The following is a 16,618-nucleotide window of genomic DNA, read 5'->3' as shown; positions in this document are numbered from 1 at the left end:
AAGTGCTATCCTGCTCGCGCCCGGCAGGGCTGTGCCGGTGGCCCCAACAAAAGGACGACGCATGAACCGCATCGCAGCAGCACTTCTTCTCGCTTTCTCCGCCGCCGGCGCGTTCGCGCAGGGCGGCGCCGCTCCCGCCGCAGCGCCGGCCGTCGCCAGTGCGTGGAGCCTCGAATCCGAAGTCAATCGCACCATGAAATCCTTCGACGTGCCGGGCATCGCGATCGCCGTGGTCAAGGACGGCAAGGTGGTGGCGGCGCAGGGCTTCGGGGTGCGCAAGCTGGGCGAGCCGGCCAAGGTGGATGGCAAGACGCTGTTCGAGATCGCCTCCAACTCCAAGGCTTTCACCGCCGCCGCGCTGGCGATGCTGGTCGACGAAGGCAAGCTGAAATGGGACGACCCGGTCACCAAGCACCTGCCGGACTTCCAGATGTTCGACGCCTACGTCACGCACGAGATGACGGTGCGCGACCTGCTCACCCACCGCAGCGGCCTTGGCCTCGGCGCCGGCGACCTGCTGTGGTGGCCGACCACCAATTTCAGCACCGACGAGATCATCCACAAGCTGCGCTACATCGCGCCCGCGACCAGCTTCCGCAGCAGCTATGCCTACGACAACCTGCTGTACATCGTGGCCGGCAAGATCATCGCCACCAAGTCCGGCAAGAGCTGGGGCGAGACCGTGCGTGAGCGCATCCTGAACCCGGTCGGCATGACCGGCACCACCACCAGCGTGGCCGACAACGCCGGCAATCCGGACGTGTCCAGCCCGCACAGCAAAATCAACGGCAAGATCGCCGCGGTGAAGGACATGCCGGTGCCGAATGCGGTGGGCGCGGTGGGCATCAACACCAATGCCGACGACATCGCCAAGTGGATGCGCGTGCTGCTCGACGGCGGCCGTGTGGGCGTGGATGCAAACGGCAAGGAAGTGCGCCTGTTCAGCGCCAAGCAGGCGCGCGAACTCTGGACCGCGCAGACGCCGATGCGCATCGGCGAATCGACCGGCGCGATGGCCGCGACCAGGCCGAACTTCATGGCATACGGCCTGGGCTTCCAGCTGCGCGACTACCAGGGCAAGCTGGTGGCGATGCACGGCGGCGCGCTGCAAGGCTTCTACTCGAAAGTGGTGCTGGTGCCGGAGGCGAAGCTGGGCATCGCGATCCTGACCAATGCCGAAAGCGGCGGCTCCCTGAACGCGCTGCAGTATGCGCTGCTCGATCACTACCTCGGCGTGAGCGGCCCGGACTGGATCAAGGTCGTGGCCGATGCGGAAGAGGAGCAGCACGCGAAGGAGATGGCGCGCCTGAAGGAGGCGACTGCCGCGCGCGCGGCCAGGTCGCAGCCCTCGCTGGCGCTGGCCGCCTACGATGGCGAGTACGAGGATGCCTGGTATGGCAAGGCCACCATCAGCCAGGTTGGCGGCAAGCAGGTGCTGACCTTGAGCCGCACGCCGGACCTGGCCGGCGAACTCGAACACTTCCAGCACGACACCTTCATCGTGCGCTGGAAGGAGCGCAACTTCAACGCCGACGCCTACGTCACCTTCTCGCTCAACCCCGACGGCAGCATCGAGCGCATGAAGATGCAGCCGATCTCGAAAGAGACCGACTTCAGCTACGACTTCCAGGACTTGACCTTCAAGCCGGTGAAGAAGGCTGGCTGAGCGAACGATCGGACGTAAGTAAAAAAGAGAACGTCGTTCCCGCGGAAGCGGGAACCACGTTCTCTCTTCTACCTGGTCAGTTGGCGGCGATCAGGCCGACTTCCCGTTCCACACCGCCATCATGTCCGGCGAACCCTGGCTGCGGATATCGTTGTCCTGCAAGATCCCATCGGTCGCTTCCAGCATCGCCTTGCGCGGAAGGACCATGGTCTCGCCGTAGCGCTGGTCGAAACGCAGCACCACATTATCGTCCTTCAGGTCGCGCAGCACCTGCACCAAGTGCTTCAGGCTGCGAATGTGCACGCCGTTCACCGACTCCAGCACATTGCCGAAATGCGAACCGTAGCCCGTCACCAGCTTGTGCGGGAAGAAGGGCGCGGCCACCACCACCAGCTCGTCGTTTTGCGCATCCGGCAGGTCGCCGCGGCGCGTGACCAGCGGGTTGGCGTTGAAGCTGTAGATGTTGAGCGCCTGCGCGTTCGCGCTGATGAAGGACAGATACTCGACGGTGGCGCGCGTGAACACGATCGGGCCATACACGAAGTAGGACGGATAGCCGCCGTTCAGGTCCGGGATCAGCAACTTGCGGGTGCTGGTGGCCGGCACCTGCACCTGCATCGGCTTGCCGCTGCGGATCACCGTCATCGGCACCTTGCCGTCCTTGGCCACGTGCTGCAGGTGGTATTGGAAGCGCACCCGCAGCGTCGGCCCCAGCCTCACCATGCCCTGGTTGTCCACCGGGTACTGGCCGATGTGGGTGATCACGTCCCATTCCTTGAGCGGATACGAGGCGTCCTTGCTGGCCGGGTGGGCCACCACCATGCCTTCGACCGAGCGGTCGAGCTTGAGGTATTGGCGCAGCACCGGGTTCTCCAGTGTCTGCAGGTCGTCCCAGACCGACAGCTTGTAGTCCTCGCGCCCGTCGGCCACGCTCTTCAGGAACAGTTCGATCTCCTCGTCCGGAATGATGTAGCCGATGTTCTGCGCGTTGGCCACGCCCGAGAACGCGAGGCCGACCAGTTTGTCGCCGGCGACCACCGCGCCGCCGCTGTTGCCCGGATTGATCGGTGCGTCGACCTGGATGCGCAGGCCCGAATTACCGTAGCTGTAGGAGACGAATTCGACTCGCGAGATCACGCCCTTGGTGGTCGACAGCGAGTTGCCGCCGATCGGATAGCCATATGCGAACACCGCTTCTCCCACGTCCGGCAGCGCCTTCGCGCGCGGCACCGGCGGATGCGTGTCGAAGAAGGATTCGTCATCGAGCTTGAGCAGGGCCAGGTCCATGCCGCGCGCGATCGCCACCACCTTGGCCGTCATCTTGTCGCCCGACTGGCTGGCCTGGATCTCGACCTGGCTGGCGTAGTTGACCACGTGGGCATTGGTGAGGATGCGCTTGCCGTCGATGACCACGCCCGAACCGGTGACGTTCTGCGGAGCCGACTTGGCCCAGGGCTTGAGCGGATCCGGGCGCCGGATCGTGGAGAAGACCTTGACCACCGAATTGCTGACGGCGGTGGCGACGGCGGGCGCCGGCGGCGGCGTGGTGCTGTCCCCGGCATGGGCGGAAACGGCGGCCGCGGCGAGGAGGACGATGGCGGAAATGCGAGCGAAGTTCATGTGTCCCTGTCGTTGTCGTATGGCTGAGAGTGCTGACGCAATATACACGTGCTTGTCAGTTTGAAATGCGCAGATTCTCACGCTACGGCTGGGCTGCCGCAAGAGGCGCCGCGTATCGGCTTGTTGCCACTCATACAGACCATATGCATACATCTCACAAGCTTGCTGCGGCGCGCCATCGAAATAGGCGAAAAACAGCCTGCGTGGACGGGGTCATTGCCTATCCAAAATGGTGAGTTGCTGCTATGGTTTTAGAGTTTGCCGACCAGCAAAGATGGACGGCGGAACCCCATCAAGAACAATGTAAATACGAGGTGGCAGTCCCTACCGGGGCGGCCGACAAACGTGGGTTGATCACAGGAGAGAGAATGGAACGTCGCACCTTCCTTAACATCAGTGGCCTGGCTTTCGGGTCGATGCTGATCCCGGTTGTGGGCCGCGCGATCACGGCCGAAGAACTGCTTACGCCGATGGCTGCGGGCCTGAAGAAAACACTGGCGGACGTCGCGCTGAACGCGGCGACCAAGGCCGGCGCCAGCTACTGCGACGTGCGCATCGGCCGCTACCTCAACCAGTTCATCACCACGCGCGACCTGAACGTCGAGAACGTGGCCAACACCGAATCGGCCGGCGTCGGCGTGCGCGTGATCTGCAACGGCGCCTACGGCTTCGCCGCGACCAACGACATGACGCCGGACGGCGTGGCCGGCGCGGCGCGCCAGGCGGTCGCGATCGCCAAGGCCAACGCCAAGCTGCAGTCCGAGCCGGTGCAGCTGGCGCCGGTGAAAGGCGTGGGCGAGGTGTCGTGGGCGACGCCGGTGAAGAAGGACTGGCGCGCGGTGCCGATCAAGGAGAAGGCCGAGATGCTGCTGGCCGCGAACAAGGCCGGCATGGAAGGCGGCGCCAACTTCATGCAGTCGATGCTGTTCCAGGTGAACCAACAGAAGTACTTCGCGTCCACCGACGGTTCCTACATCGACCAGGACATCCAGCGCCTGTGGTCCCCGCTATCGGCCACCGCGGTGGACAAGGCCACCGGCAAGTTCCGCTCGCGCGGCGGCTTGTCGGCCCCGGTGGGCATGGGCTACGAGTACTTCGACGCGCGGCCGGAACACAAGATCAAGGCGGCGGGCGGTGTCGCCACGCTGTACACCGGCTCCTACGACATCATCGAGGACGCGCGCGCCGCGGGCCGCGATGCCAAGGCCAAGCTGACCGCGAAGTCGGTCCTGCCGGGCAAATACGACCTGATGCTGTCGCCGGAGCACATCTGGCTGACCATCCACGAATCGGTCGGCCACCCCACCGAGCTCGATCGCGTCCTCGGCTATGAAGCCAACTACGCCGGCACCAGCTTCGCCACACTCGACAAGTGGAAGAGCGGCAGCTTCAAGTACGGTTCGCCGCACGTGAACATCGTGGCCGACAAGACCACGCCGGGTTCGCTGGGCTGCGTCGGCTACGACGACGAAGGCGTCAGGACCAAGCGCTGGGACATCATCAAGGATGGTGTGCTGGTCAGCTACCAGGCCACGCGCGACCAGGCCCACATCATCGGCAAGAAGGAGTCGGACGGTTGCTCGTACGCCGACAGCTGGAGCAATGTGCAGTTCCAGCGCATGCCCAACGTGTCGCTCCAGGCGGGCAAAACACAGCTCACGCCGGACCAGATGGTCAAGGACATCAAGCACGGTATCTACATTGTCGGCGATGGCTCGTTCTCGATCGACCAGCAGCGCTACAACTTCCAGTTCGGCGGCCAGCTGTTCTACGAAATCAAGGACGGCAAGATCGGCCAGATGCTGGAAGACGTAGCCTACCAGGCCAACACCCAGGAATTCTGGAATGCCTGCGCCGGCGTGTGCGACGAGCGCGACTGGCGCATGGGCGGCTCCTTCTTCGACGGCAAGGGCCAGCCTTCGCAGGTCTCGATCGTGTCGCATGGCGCGTCGACCGCGCGTTTCAATGGCATCAATGTGATCAACACCGCTCGCAAGATCGGCTAAGGCGAGAGGACCAGACATGACTATCTTGACCCAGGACCAAACCAAAAAAATCTGCGACCGCATCCTGTCCCTGACCAAGGCCGACGAGTGCGAAGTGAGCGTCGGCGGCGGCCGCGAGGGCAATATCCGCTTCGCGCGCAATGCCGTGTCCACCGCGGGCCTCGCGGACAACGTCGGCATCTCGGTGCAGGTCGCCTTCGGCAAGAAGGTGGGCTCCGCCAGCATCAACGAGTACGACGACAAGTCGCTGGAAAAAGTGGTGCGCCGCGCCGAAGAACTGGCGCGCCTGGCTCCGGATAATCCGGAGTTCATGCCGACTTCCGGCAAGCAGGAATTCAAGGCCTCGCAGACCTTCGCCAGGAGCACCGCCGACATCGACCCGGAATACCGCGCGCAAGTGGCGGCCTACAGTATCGAGGCCTGCAAGAAGAACAAGCTGGTCGCCGCCGGCTTCTTCACCGACGGCGCCGGCTTCCAGACCGTGGCAAACTCGAACGGCGTGTTCGGCCACCAGGAACGCAGCCACCTGGACTACACCTGCACCGTGCGCACCGAAGACGGCCGCGGTTCCGGCTGGGTCAAGCGCACGGGCCGCGATGCCGGTCGCTTCGACGCGCGCGAAGCGATCGAGGTCGCCGTCGAGAAGGCGATGCGCTCGGTGGACGCCAAGGCGCTGGAGCCAGGCCGCTACACCGTGATCCTTGAGCCGGCCGCCACCAGCGACCTGCTCAACTACATGTTCTTCGGCTTCGATGCGCGTAGCGCCGACGAGGGCCGCAGCTTCCTGTCGAAGAAGGGCGGCGCCAACCGCCTGGGCGACAAGCTGTTCGACGAGCAGGTGAATATCTGGGCCGATCCGTGGAACCCAGAAGTGGCGGTGACGCCGTGGGATGCGGGCTCGCTGCTGCCGCGCGAACGCCAGGACCTGATCAAGAATGGCAAGGTCGCCTCGCTCAACTATTCCAAGTACTGGGCGGCCAAGAAGGGTGTGCGTGCTGTCGGCAGGCCGGGTAACATCATCATGGCCGGCACCGACAAGTCGACCGCCGAGCTGATCGCCAACACCAAGAAGGGCGTGCTGGTCACCCGTACCTGGTACATCCGCATGGTGGATCCGCAGTCGGTGCTGCTCACCGGCCTCACGCGCGACGGCACCTTCTACATCGAGAACGGCAAGATCAAATACCCGATCAAGAACTTCCGTTTCAACGAGAGCCCGGTCACGCTGCTCAACAACATCGAGGAGATCGGCAAGCCGGTGGACATCGGTGGCGAAGAGTCCTCGCTCGGCATGCTGCTGCCGGCGATGAAAGTGCGCGACTTCAACTTCACCTCCTTGTCGGACGCGGTGTAAACGGAATAAACGATTATGGAACGACGTAGATTTCTGCAACTGGGCGCCGGCGCGGCCGGCGCCATGCTGGTGCCCGTATTCGGCAATGCCATTGCCGCCGAGGAGCTGCTCAACCCGATGGCCGCGAGCTTCAAGAAGTCGCTCGCGGACACCGCCATGAACGCGGCCACCAAAGCCGGCGCCAGCTACTGCGACGTGCGCATCGGGCGCTACCTCAACCAGTTCCTCACCACGCGCGACCTGCACGTGGAGAGCATCACCAACACCGAATCGACCGGCATCGGCATCCGCGTGATCGCCAAGGGCGCCTACGGCTTCGCGGCGACCAATTCGCTGACCCCAGACGCCGTGGCCAACGCGGCGCGCCAGGCCGTCGCCATCGCCAAGGCCAACGCCAAGCTGCAGAGCGAGCCGCTGCAGCTGGCGCCGCTCAAGGGCGTGGGCGAGGTGAGCTGGGCCACGCCGTTCAAGAAGGATTGGCGCGCGGTCCCGATCAAGGACAAGGCCGAGATGCTGCTGGCCGCGAACAAGGCGGGCATGGACGCGGGCGCCAGCTTCATGCGCTCGCAGCTGTTCCAGGTCAACCAGCAGAAGTACTTCGCTTCGACCGACGGCTCCTACATCGACCAGGACATCCATCGCCTGTGGGCGCCGCTGACCGCTACCGCCATCGACAAGGCCAGCGGCAAGTTCCGTTCGCGCGACGGCCTCGGCTCGCCGGTCGGCATGGGCTACGAATACTTCGACGCGCGCAAGGAAGACCAGGTGCAGGCGGCTGGTGGCGTGACCACGCTGTACACCAAGTCCTACGACATCGTCGGCGAGGCCCGCCTGGCCGGCAGGCAGGCGCGCGAGAAGCTGACCGCCAAGTCGATCGAGCCGGGCAAATACGACCTGGTGCTGGCGCCGGAAAACCTGTTCCTGACCATCCACGAGTCGGTGGGCCACCCGACCGAGCTCGATCGCGTGCTCGGCTACGAAGCCAACTACGCCGGCACCAGCTTCTGCACGCTGGACAAGTGGGAGAGCAAGCGCTTCAACTTCGGCTCGAAGAACGTCAACATCGTCGCCGACAAGACCACGCCCGGTTCGCTCGGCGCGGTCGGCTACGACGACGAAGGCGTGGCCTGCAAGGGCTGGGACATCATCAAGGACGGCATCCTGGTCAACTACCAGGCCACGCGCGACCAGGCCCACATCATCGGCGAGAAGGAGTCGCACGGTTGCTCGTACGCGGACAGCTGGAGCACGGTGCAGTTCCAGCGCATGCCGAACGTGTCGCTGGCGCCGGGCAAGAAGCGCCTGACGCCGGACGAGATGGTCAAGGACGTCAAGCGCGGCATCTACATCCTCGGCCGCGGTTCTTACTCGATCGACCAGCAGCGCTACAACTTCCAGTTCGGCGGCCAGCTGTACTACGAGATCAAGGACGGCAAGATCACCGGTCCGGTCGAAGACGCGGCCTACCAGGCCAATACCCAGGAATTCTGGAATGCCTGCGTGGCCACCTGCGATGAGCGCGACTGGCGCATGAGCGGCTCGTTCTTCGATGGCAAAGGCCAGCCGAGCCAGGTGAGCGCGGTGTCGCACGGTTCGAGCACCACGCGCTTCAACGGCATCAATGTGATCAACACTGCTCGCAAGATCGGATAAGGGACAGCATGAAACAGCTCAACCAGGAAGAAGCAAAACGCATCTGCGACCGCGTGATCGGCTTGTCCAGGGCCGACGAGTGCAGTGTGCGCATCGATGGCAGCCGCGTCGGCAATATCCGCTTTGCGCGCAACGGCGTCTCCACTTCCGGCGTGACCGAGGACACCAGCCTGGCGGTGACGGTCTCCTTCGGCAAGCGCCAGGGTACGGCCACCGTCAACGAGTTCGACGACAAGGCGCTGGAGCGCGCGGTGCGGCGCGCCGAGGACATCGCCCGCCTCGCGCCCGAGAATCCCGAGTTCATGCCGGCGCCGGGCAAGCAGGAATTCAAGCCCTCGCAGACCTTCATCTCGCAGACCGCCGCGATCGATCCCGACTACCGCGCTGAGGTGGCGTCGCAGGCCATCCTTGCCTGCCGCAAGAAGAACCTGGTCGCCGCCGGCTTCTTCACCGATACCGCCGGCTTCCAGGCCATCGCCAACTCCAAGGGCGTGTTCGGCCACCAGGACTACACCGGCCTGGATTACACCTGCACCGTACGCACCGAAGACGGGCGCGGTTCCGGCTGGGTGACGCGCACCGCCGCCGACGCCCGCCACTTCGACCCGCGCGAGGCATCCGACGTGGCGATCGAAAAGGCGCTGCGCTCGGTGGACGCGCGCGCGCTGGAGCCGGGCCGCTACACCGTGATCCTGGAGCCGGCCGCGACGTCGGAAATCGTGGGCCGCATGTTCGGCGCTTTCGGGGCGCGCCAGGCCGACGAGGGCCGCAGCTTCCTCGCCAGGAAGGGCGGCGGCAACCGCCTCGGCGAGAAGCTGTTCGACGAGCAGGTCAACGTGTGGTCCGACCCGTGGGACAAGGACGTGCCGGTGCTGCCGTGGGACAGCGGCTCGATGCTGGCGCGCGAACGCCAGAACCTGATCAAGGACGGCAAGGTCGCCTCGCTCGACTATTCGCGCTTCTGGGCGCAGAAGAAGGGCGAGCGCGCGGTGGGCCGTCCCGGCAATATGATCATGGCCGGCGGTACCAAGTCGCTGGAGGAGCTGATTGCATCGACCAAGAAAGGCGTGGTGGTCACGCGAACCTGGTACATCCGCATGGTCGATCCGCAGTCGCTGCTGCTCACCGGCCTGACGCGCGACGGCACCTTCTACGTCGAGAACGGCAAGATCAAGTACCCGATCAAGAACTTCCGCTTCAACGAGAGCCCGGTCTCGATGCTCAACAACGTCGACGAACTGGGCAAGCCGGTGGTGATCGGCCCGGATGAAGTGCGGTTCCAGATGGTGATCCCGCCGATGCGCCTGCGCGACTTCAACTTCACGTCACTGTCCGACGCGGTCTGATGTAAATGGCGCAGTACGATTTCTACTTCACGCGCCTGACCTACGAGTCGGGCGACTGGGACGTGGATATCCGCATGCCCAGCAACGTGCTCAATTCGCTGGTCGAATATACGACGTTGCGGGTCGATCCGGCGGAGCGGCTGGTGGCGCTGTCGGATCCGAAGATGCTCGAAGCGCCGTTCTGCTACCTGGCGGGGCACAAGCTGGTGCAGTTCACCCCGAGCGAGCGGCGCAACTTCGAGCGCTACGTGAAAGGCGGCGGCTTCGTGTTCGTGGATGACTGCAACCACGACGTCGACGGCCTGTTCGCCAAATCGTTCGAGGGAGAGATGGCACGCATCTTCGGGCCGAAAGCCTTGAAGAAGATCCCGAATACGCACCGGCTGTATTCGTGCTTTTTCAAGTTCGACGGCCCGCCCAATACGGCGGTGGAGCTGAACGGCTGGGGCGACGACCTGGTGCACGAATACCTGAAGGCGATCGAGATCGACGGCAGGATACGCGTGCTGTACTCGAACAAGGACTACGGTTGCGAGTGGGACTACGACTTTCGCAACAAGCGCTGGCTGGCGGTGGACAACACCCGCTTCGCCATCAACATCATTCAATACGCATTGGGAGCCTGAGCTGTGTCGGAACGTGACGCGATAGCATGGAACGAGAACGAGGTCGCGGAGCTGGCGGCGAAAGTGGATGCGCTCAAGCGCAGCATGGGCCGCGTGATCATCGGCCAGGAAAACGTGATCGAGCTGCTGATCACCTGCCTGCTGGCGGGCGGCCACGCGCTGGTCGAGGGCGTACCGGGGCTGGGCAAGACCCTGCTGGTGAAGTCGCTGGCGCAGGCCACGGACATGGAATTCCGGCGCGTCCAGTTCACGCCCGACCTGATGCCATCGGATATCGTGGGCACCGAGATCCTTGAGGAAGACGTCGAATCGCACCAGCGCGTATTCCGCTTCCAGCAAGGGCCAGTGTTCACCCAGGTGCTGCTGGCCGACGAGATCAACCGCGCTCCGCCCAAGACCCAGTCGGCGCTGCTAGAGGCGATGCAGGAGCGCGCCGTCACCTTCGCCGGCACCACGCACCGCCTGCCCAAGCCCTTCTTCGTGCTGGCGACGCAGAACCCGATAGAGCAGGCCGGCACTTATCCGCTGCCGGAGGCGCAGCTGGACCGCTTCCTGCTGCGCATCGACGTCGGCTACCCGACCGAGGAAGAAGAAGTACTGATGGTTTCGCGCACCACCCATGCGGGGCTGGACGATGCCGAGCCGGCGATGGACGTGGCGACCCTGCTGCGCCTGCAGCTGCTGGTGCGCGACATCGAGATTGGCGAACACCTGCTGCGCTACGCCACCCGCCTGGTGCGCGCCACGCGGCCGGGCGAGACCAGTGTGCCGGCGGTGCAGAAGCATATCGGCTGGGGCGCCGGTCCGCGCGCCGGCCAGGCGCTGGTGCTGGCGTCGAAGGCGCGCGCGCTGATGCATGGCCGGCTGGCGGTCACCCGCGAAGACATCGGCGCCATGCTGCTGCCGGTGCTGGCGCATCGCGTGCTGCGCAACTTCGAGGCGGAAGCCGACGGCATCGAGATCGCCGACATCCTGCAGTCACTGCGCCGCGAGATCAAGGTCGACTGAGTTGGCGCTGGCAAGTTCGGCGCTGATCGCGCACACGAAAGACCTCGACCTCGTGATCCGTCACGTGCTGGCGGGGCTCGGCCATGGCATCCATGCCGGGCGTGAGCGCGGGGCGGGCGTCGAATTCTCCGAGTACCGCGCCTATGCGCCCGGCGACGAGTGGCGGCGCGTGGACTGGAAGCTGCTCGCGCGCGCCGACCGCTATTACGTGCGCGAGGCCGAGCGCGACAGCCATGTCGCGGTGTGGCTGGTGCTCGACGCGAGCGCCTCGATGGGGGAGCAGAGCCGCGCGGTCGAGGGACTGGACAAGCTGACGTATGCGCGTGCGCTGCTGGGCTGTGTGGCGGCGATCGCGCAGCGCCAGGGCGACGCCTTTGGCCTGCTCGTGCTGCGCGACGGCGCGGTGCAGTTCACGCCGGCGTCGCGCGGGCCGCGTCAGCTGCAGCGTGTGCTGGCGCAGATGGCGCGCGCCGATGCCGCCGGTAGCCTGCCCGAAGGTGAGGCGCTGCGCAGCGCCCTGCATTTCGTGCGCTCGCCCAGCGTGCTGTTCGCCGCCGGCGACATGCTCGACTGGCCGTCGCCGCTGTCCGAGGCGCTGGTGCGCCTGCGCCACATGCGCCACGACGTGCGCGCGCTGTGCCTGCAGACGCAGGCCGAGTGCGATGCCGGTTTCGACGCCGGCCCGGCGTATCGCGACCCCGAGCAGGAAGAGGGCGTGTTCAGCTTCGATGCCGCGGCGCGCGAGACCTACCGGCGCAATCGAGACGCGCACTTCGCCGCCGTAAAGGCCGAGTGCCGCAAGCATGACATTCCACTGACCTCAGCCCGGATCGAGCAGCCGCCGGGTGAAGTGCTGCGCATGTGGCTGCGCCAGCCGGGGCGCGCATGAACAGCTTGTGGTGGCTGGCGCTCCCGGTCCTCCTGCTGCCCATCTGGTGGCACCGGAAGAAAAGCGAGCAGACGCGCGCGCTGCCGCTCGCGACCGCGCGCTTCGTGCCGCGCGTGGAACCGAACCAGGTGCGCGTCTGGCGCTGGGTCGACGTCGTCCTGCTGATCGTGCGCTGCCTGCTGCTGGCGGCCGTCATTGCGTGGCTGGCCGATCCGGTACTGCCGTGGCGGCCGGATTCGGTCGTGGTGGCGAAGGGCACCGATGCAGGGTGGACGGACAAGCAGATCACGGCGGCGGGCTTGAAGGAGGCGCAGCGGATCGAGCTGCCGGCCGCGCAGGTGCTGGACTGGCTGCTCAGCCACGAGCGCGAGTGGCGCCCGCATTCGCGCGTGCTGGTGCTGGGCGACGTGCCGATGCCGGCTTCCGAGCCGAAGTTCAGCCGCCGCTTCGAGCTGCACACTGTCAGTGCGCCGCGCGAGGCCGTCGTGCGCCACGTCGCGATCGTGAGCGCGCGTGCGCAGGAGTGGCGCCGGCTGTTCGACGCGCTGGACGGAGGCGACCGCTACGTGATCGACGCAGAGGCGGGCTCAAAGGCCGACCTGGTCATCTGGGACGTGCCGCAAGCGCCCGCCGCAAGCCTGCACGCGCCACTGTGGTGGGTGGCCGATACCAGCGCCTTCCCCGAGCTGCGCGACGCAAAGCAGGTCGACGGTATGCGCTACGCCGACAGCGCGCACGGCCGCCTGTGGAGCGATGCCGCCTGGCCGCCGAAAGACCCCGACAGTGCGCGCCGCCTGTTCGCCGACTGGCAGCGGCTGCACTACGAACCCGTGCCGTACACCACGCCTTCGTACTCCACCGCGGCCAGCCGCGTGTGGCAGTCCGGCGAGGCCGAAGGCGAGCTGCGCACCATGCTGGCCTGGCTGATCGTTGGCCTGTTTGCCCTCGAAAGGATCCTGGCACATGCGCGCCGCCGCTGACATCGCAGCGCGCATCGGCCGCGCTGCCTTGCTGCGGCGTGCGCCCGTGTGGGCTGCCGGGCTGCTGCCATGGATCGTCGTGCGCATGCCCGCCGGCGTTGCCGCATGGGCCGCCTGGTGTGCATGGGACGCTTACCAGGTTCATCGTAAGGCAGCGGCACATTGGCCGCGCTGGCTGGACGATGCGCTGCCCGAGCTGGAAGACAGCAGCGGCCTGCTGGTCGAGGCGCAGACTCCGGTCGCGCGCATGCAGCGCGCACGCCTGCTCAAGCGTCTCGATGCGAACCTCGATGGGGCCGCCGTGCGCGAGATCGCCGCCGCACGCATCGCGCCCGGCCTTCCCTGGCTGGGACTGAGCGTGCTCGCGGCTGCGGCCGTGTGGCTGGCATCGTCCCATCCACTCGCCACCGCCGCCAGGCAGGCGCCGGGCCCGCGCGCGGTGCCGCCCAAGGCCGTGCCGCGCCAGGAGCTGGTGCTGAAGGTGACGCCGCCAGCCTACACCGGCGCCGCCGCCAGCCAGGGCGCTTTGCGCGACCTGCAAGTGCCGGAATACAGCGAGGTCGAATGGTGCGAGAAGAGCGGCGCGCCGCTCGATGCGCCGGTCGAAATGAGTGGCGGACAGTCGCTGCCGGCCGGCCAGCCCTGCGTGCGCTGGACTGCGAACGAGTCCGTTTTCTGGCGCTGGCACGGGGCGCGCTACAACATCAAGGTGACGCTGGACCAGCCGCCGGAAATCACCGTCACCGCGCCGTCCGAGATGGTGCACGAGCTGCGCAAGGACGCGAAGACGGCGGTGGTGGCGGTCTCGGTACGCGACGACTACCGCGTGCAGCGCTCCACCCTGCACCTGACGCTGGCGCGCGGCAGCGGCGAGAACATCCGCTTCTCGGACCGCGAGATGCCGCTGCCGGAATCGAGCGATCCGCGCCGGCGCGACTGGTCGAAGCAGTGGACGCTGGCCGAGCTGGGAATGGAGCCGGGCGATGAGCTGTATTTCTTCGTGCGCGCCAGCGACAACGCGCCGCGGCCGCACACGGTGCAGTCGCCGACCTACACGCTGCGCCTGCCCGCGCCGGTGCAGGAAGACGACAACCAGACCTCGGCGCTGCCGATGCTGGTCAAGCCGGAGAGCCTGCGCAGCCAACGCCAGATCATCATCGACACCGAGCAGCTGGTGGCGGATATGAAGGCGAAGCATATGAGCGAGGGAACGGTGCGCGACCGCAGCGAGAGGATTGCCTCTGACCAGGGCCAGCTGCGGCGCCGCTACGGCCAGTTCCTCGGCGAAGAATCGACGCTGTTCGGCGGCGACGACCACGACGAAGACCATCCGGGCGAGAAGAAAGACGTGCTGCATGAATTCGGCCACGCGCACGACCAGCCGGAGAACGCCACGCTGTTCGACGACGCTACCAAGAAGATCCTGCGGCGCGCGCTGTCCGCCATGTGGGACGCCGAGAAGGCGCTGCGCGCGATCACCCCCAAGACCGCGCTGCCGCCCGAATACAAGGCGCTCGATGCGGTCAAGGAACTGCAGCAGGCTGACCGCATCTACCTGCACAAGACCGCCTTCGTGCCGCCGCCGATCAAGGAAGACAAGCGCATGACCGGCGACATGGCCGGCAGCGCAAGCAGCAAGCGCACGCAGGACGAGGCGCCCGACAAGGTGCCACAGCAGATGCGCGAGCTATTGCAGGCGCTGTCCGCCGACGGCCCGCTGCCGGCGCTGTGGACTCGCACCGCGCACGACTGGGTGCGCGAACGCATCGACAACGATGCGCAGCGACTGGCGGCGCAGCGTTCGATCCAGGACGTGGAGGACGGCTGCGCACCGTGCCGCACCGCCTTGCGCGCCTGGCTGCGTGGCGGCGTCGGTACGCCGCAGGTGAGGCTGCAGGCGAAACCGGCGGTGGAGACCGCATTTACCAAAGCCTGGCGCGCGGAGGAGAAGAAGTGATCCTGGCGATTGCATGCATCGGCCTGCTGGCGCTTGCCGCCAGCCTGTGGCGCCGCAAATGGATCGACGCTGCGCTGGTCGCCGTGGCGGCGGTCGCGCTGGTACTGCTGTGCGGCGAGATTGCGCTGCCGGTGCAACCGCCCGCGACACTGGCCATCGACGCGCGCAAGCCGCCGCATTCGCTGGATGGCGTCGGCGCGCTGAGGCTCAAGGGCGACGGCCTGCGCGCCGCGCAATGGGACGACCTGCCGGCGCGCCCGCTGGCATGGGATGATGCCGGCAAGGGCGGCATCGAGCTCGATTTCCCGCGCCAGATCTCGCTCGGCCGCATGTTCGTGCTGACCGTGCGCCGTCCCGCGCATACGCAGGCGCGCCTGCAGCTGGTCGCCGAAAACGGCTGGGTGCTGTCCGAGGCGCACGGCGACGGCGACCTGACCGTGCAATGGCTGCCCTCGGTGGCGGAGCGGATGGTGCTGCGGGCGCGCCTGTTTGGCGCCGACCGCAGCCTGATCGTCGAGGGGCCGGTGCCGTTCAGCGTCAGCGAGGCGGAGCCGCTGCGTGTGCAAGGCCGTTTTGGCGCGCCGTCGTTCGACCTGCGTGCGCTGGACTCACTGCTCGCCAACAGCAATGCGCTGTTGGACTGGCAGATCACGCTGGGCAAATCGCTCACCCGCAGCGAGACCCCGGCCGAAGCGCTTGGGGACCCCAACCTGCTGCTGGTCGATGCCGCGTGGTTCGAACACGCGGCGCCGGCCCAGCGCAGCGCCATGCTGGCGCAGGTCGAGCGCGGCGCCTCGCTGCTGATCCTGGGCGAGAACGCCGCCGATCCGGGCGCGTGGTCGCGCGTGCTGGAGCTGGATCTCAAACCGCAGCCCGACAATGCCACCGAAGGCGCGCCGCTGGCGATGTCGGTGGCGCCTTTCAATCCGGTGGAGCGCGGCCCGTGGCACAAGGCCGGCAGCCTCCTGTGGACCCGGGAATGGCACGCTGGGCGAATCGGCTGGCTCGGCGCCGCCAACTGGCACCACTACGCGATCAGCGATCCAATGCCGCTCGCGCTGTGGTGGCAGTCCACGCTCGACGCGCTCGGCGTGACGCGGCCGCAAGCGGTCGAGTGGCTGGATCCCCAGGAGATGCCGCTGCCGGGGCAACGCCTGGAGGCCTGCGCGCGCGGCGTGAAAGGCTCCGCTGTATTCCCGAGCCTGCACCAGACATTGGCATGGCAACGCCGGCCCGATCGCATCGATGCCTCATGCGTGGCGGTGTGGCCGGCGAAACCCGGCTGGCTCGACATCGAGAGCCCCGACAGCGGCGCGAAGACGGCGATTTACGTGTACTCGGAACGCGAGTGGCCGCAATGGCAGGCGGCCCAGCGCCGCGCAGCCACGGCGCGCTACGCGGCCCGCACGCCGGTCGCGACGCGGGGGCGTCCCGGCGCGCTTCCGCGCTGGCCCTTCGCCATCGTGTTCGCGCTCGCGATGCTGGCGCTGTGGTGGCGCGAGCGGCGCTGAGG

Annotated in this window: 12 protein-coding genes; 11 read left to right on the top strand and 1 reads right to left on the bottom strand. The window is 66.5% G+C overall.

Annotated features, from left to right (window positions below; all coding sequences use genetic code 11):
* Nucleotides 1-61 precede the first annotated feature (61 nt).
* Nucleotides 62-1,666 (top strand): serine hydrolase, encoded by a 1,605-nt coding sequence (locus NX778_RS11830; RefSeq protein ID WP_258811944.1) that lies wholly within the window; start codon nt 62-64, stop codon nt 1,664-1,666.
* A gap of 90 nt (nt 1,667-1,756) precedes the next feature.
* Here NX778_RS11830 and NX778_RS11825 read toward each other — a convergent pair whose 3' ends face one another.
* Nucleotides 1,757-3,286, bottom strand: coding sequence for a S1C family serine protease (locus NX778_RS11825; protein WP_258811943.1), 1,530 nt, complete (start codon nt 3,284-3,286; stop codon nt 1,757-1,759).
* Between the two features lie 368 nt (nt 3,287-3,654).
* Between NX778_RS11825 and NX778_RS11820 the strand changes: the two genes are divergently transcribed.
* From NX778_RS11820 to NX778_RS11775, 10 genes are read left to right on the top strand one after another with little or no spacing between them, the layout of a single operon-like run.
* Entirely contained in the window at nt 3,655-5,292 is a 1,638-nt protein-coding gene (locus NX778_RS11820; protein WP_258811942.1) for a TldD/PmbA family protein, read from the top strand.
* A gap of 16 nt (nt 5,293-5,308) precedes the next feature.
* Complete coding sequence (locus NX778_RS11815) at nt 5,309-6,646, top strand: TldD/PmbA family protein (protein ID WP_258811941.1); 1,338 nt, start codon at nt 5,309-5,311, stop codon at nt 6,644-6,646.
* 15 nt (nt 6,647-6,661) lie between these two features.
* Nucleotides 6,662-8,299, top strand: coding sequence for a TldD/PmbA family protein (locus NX778_RS11810; RefSeq protein ID WP_258811940.1), 1,638 nt, complete (start codon nt 6,662-6,664; stop codon nt 8,297-8,299).
* A gap of 8 nt (nt 8,300-8,307) precedes the next feature.
* Nucleotides 8,308-9,645, top strand: a complete 1,338-nt coding sequence (locus NX778_RS11805; RefSeq protein ID WP_258811939.1) for a TldD/PmbA family protein — start codon at nt 8,308-8,310, stop codon at nt 9,643-9,645.
* A 5-nt stretch (nt 9,646-9,650) separates the two neighbouring features.
* Nucleotides 9,651-10,271 carry a DUF4159 domain-containing protein gene (locus NX778_RS11800; RefSeq protein WP_258811938.1) on the top strand — a complete coding sequence of 207 codons (621 nt, stop codon included), beginning with the start codon at nt 9,651-9,653 and terminating at the stop codon, nt 10,269-10,271.
* 3 nt (nt 10,272-10,274) lie between these two features.
* On the top strand, nt 10,275-11,279 hold the full coding sequence (locus NX778_RS11795) for an AAA family ATPase (RefSeq protein WP_258811937.1): 1,005 nt from the start codon (nt 10,275-10,277) through the stop codon (nt 11,277-11,279).
* A gap of 1 nt (nt 11,280) precedes the next feature.
* Nucleotides 11,281-12,168 (top strand): DUF58 domain-containing protein, encoded by an 888-nt coding sequence (locus NX778_RS11790; protein ID WP_258811936.1) that lies wholly within the window; start codon nt 11,281-11,283, stop codon nt 12,166-12,168.
* On the top strand, nt 12,165-13,148 hold the full coding sequence (locus NX778_RS11785) for a BatA domain-containing protein (RefSeq protein WP_258811935.1): 984 nt from the start codon (nt 12,165-12,167) through the stop codon (nt 13,146-13,148). Before NX778_RS11790 ends, NX778_RS11785 begins: the two co-directional genes overlap by 4 nt.
* The gene (locus NX778_RS11780; RefSeq protein WP_258811934.1) at nt 13,132-15,105 is read left to right on the top strand and encodes a hypothetical protein; all 1,974 of its coding nucleotides are present in this window, start codon (nt 13,132-13,134) and stop codon (nt 15,103-15,105) included. Before NX778_RS11785 ends, NX778_RS11780 begins: the two co-directional genes overlap by 17 nt.
* Nucleotides 15,102-16,616 (top strand): hypothetical protein, encoded by a 1,515-nt coding sequence (locus NX778_RS11775; protein ID WP_258811933.1) that lies wholly within the window; start codon nt 15,102-15,104, stop codon nt 16,614-16,616. The genes NX778_RS11780 and NX778_RS11775 overlap by 4 nt, the downstream gene beginning before the upstream one ends.
* The last annotated feature ends 2 nt before the right edge of the window (nt 16,617-16,618 follow it).

This window comes from Massilia terrae (assembly GCF_024753145.1).
GTDB classification, from domain to species: Bacteria; Pseudomonadota; Gammaproteobacteria; order Burkholderiales; family Burkholderiaceae_D; genus Telluria; species Telluria terrae.
This window is presented reverse-complemented; position numbering and strand designations above follow the sequence as displayed.

What these genes read in the sequence shown, in the direction of transcription:
- NX778_RS11830 (WP_258811944.1), top strand. Translation starts at nt 62, where the DNA reads ATGAACCGCATCGCAGCAGCACTTCTTCTCGCTTTCTCCGCCGCCGGC.
- NX778_RS11825 (WP_258811943.1), bottom strand. Translation starts at nt 3,286, where the DNA reads ATGAACTTCGCTCGCATTTCCGCCATCGTCCTCCTCGCCGCGGCCGCC.
- NX778_RS11820 (WP_258811942.1), top strand. Translation starts at nt 3,655, where the DNA reads ATGGAACGTCGCACCTTCCTTAACATCAGTGGCCTGGCTTTCGGGTCG.
- NX778_RS11815 (WP_258811941.1), top strand. Translation starts at nt 5,309, where the DNA reads ATGACTATCTTGACCCAGGACCAAACCAAAAAAATCTGCGACCGCATC.
- NX778_RS11810 (WP_258811940.1), top strand. Translation starts at nt 6,662, where the DNA reads ATGGAACGACGTAGATTTCTGCAACTGGGCGCCGGCGCGGCCGGCGCC.
- NX778_RS11805 (WP_258811939.1), top strand. Translation starts at nt 8,308, where the DNA reads ATGAAACAGCTCAACCAGGAAGAAGCAAAACGCATCTGCGACCGCGTG.
- NX778_RS11800 (WP_258811938.1), top strand. Translation starts at nt 9,651, where the DNA reads ATGGCGCAGTACGATTTCTACTTCACGCGCCTGACCTACGAGTCGGGC.
- NX778_RS11785 (WP_258811935.1), top strand. Translation starts at nt 12,165, where the DNA reads ATGAACAGCTTGTGGTGGCTGGCGCTCCCGGTCCTCCTGCTGCCCATC.
- NX778_RS11780 (WP_258811934.1), top strand. Translation starts at nt 13,132, where the DNA reads ATGCGCGCCGCCGCTGACATCGCAGCGCGCATCGGCCGCGCTGCCTTG.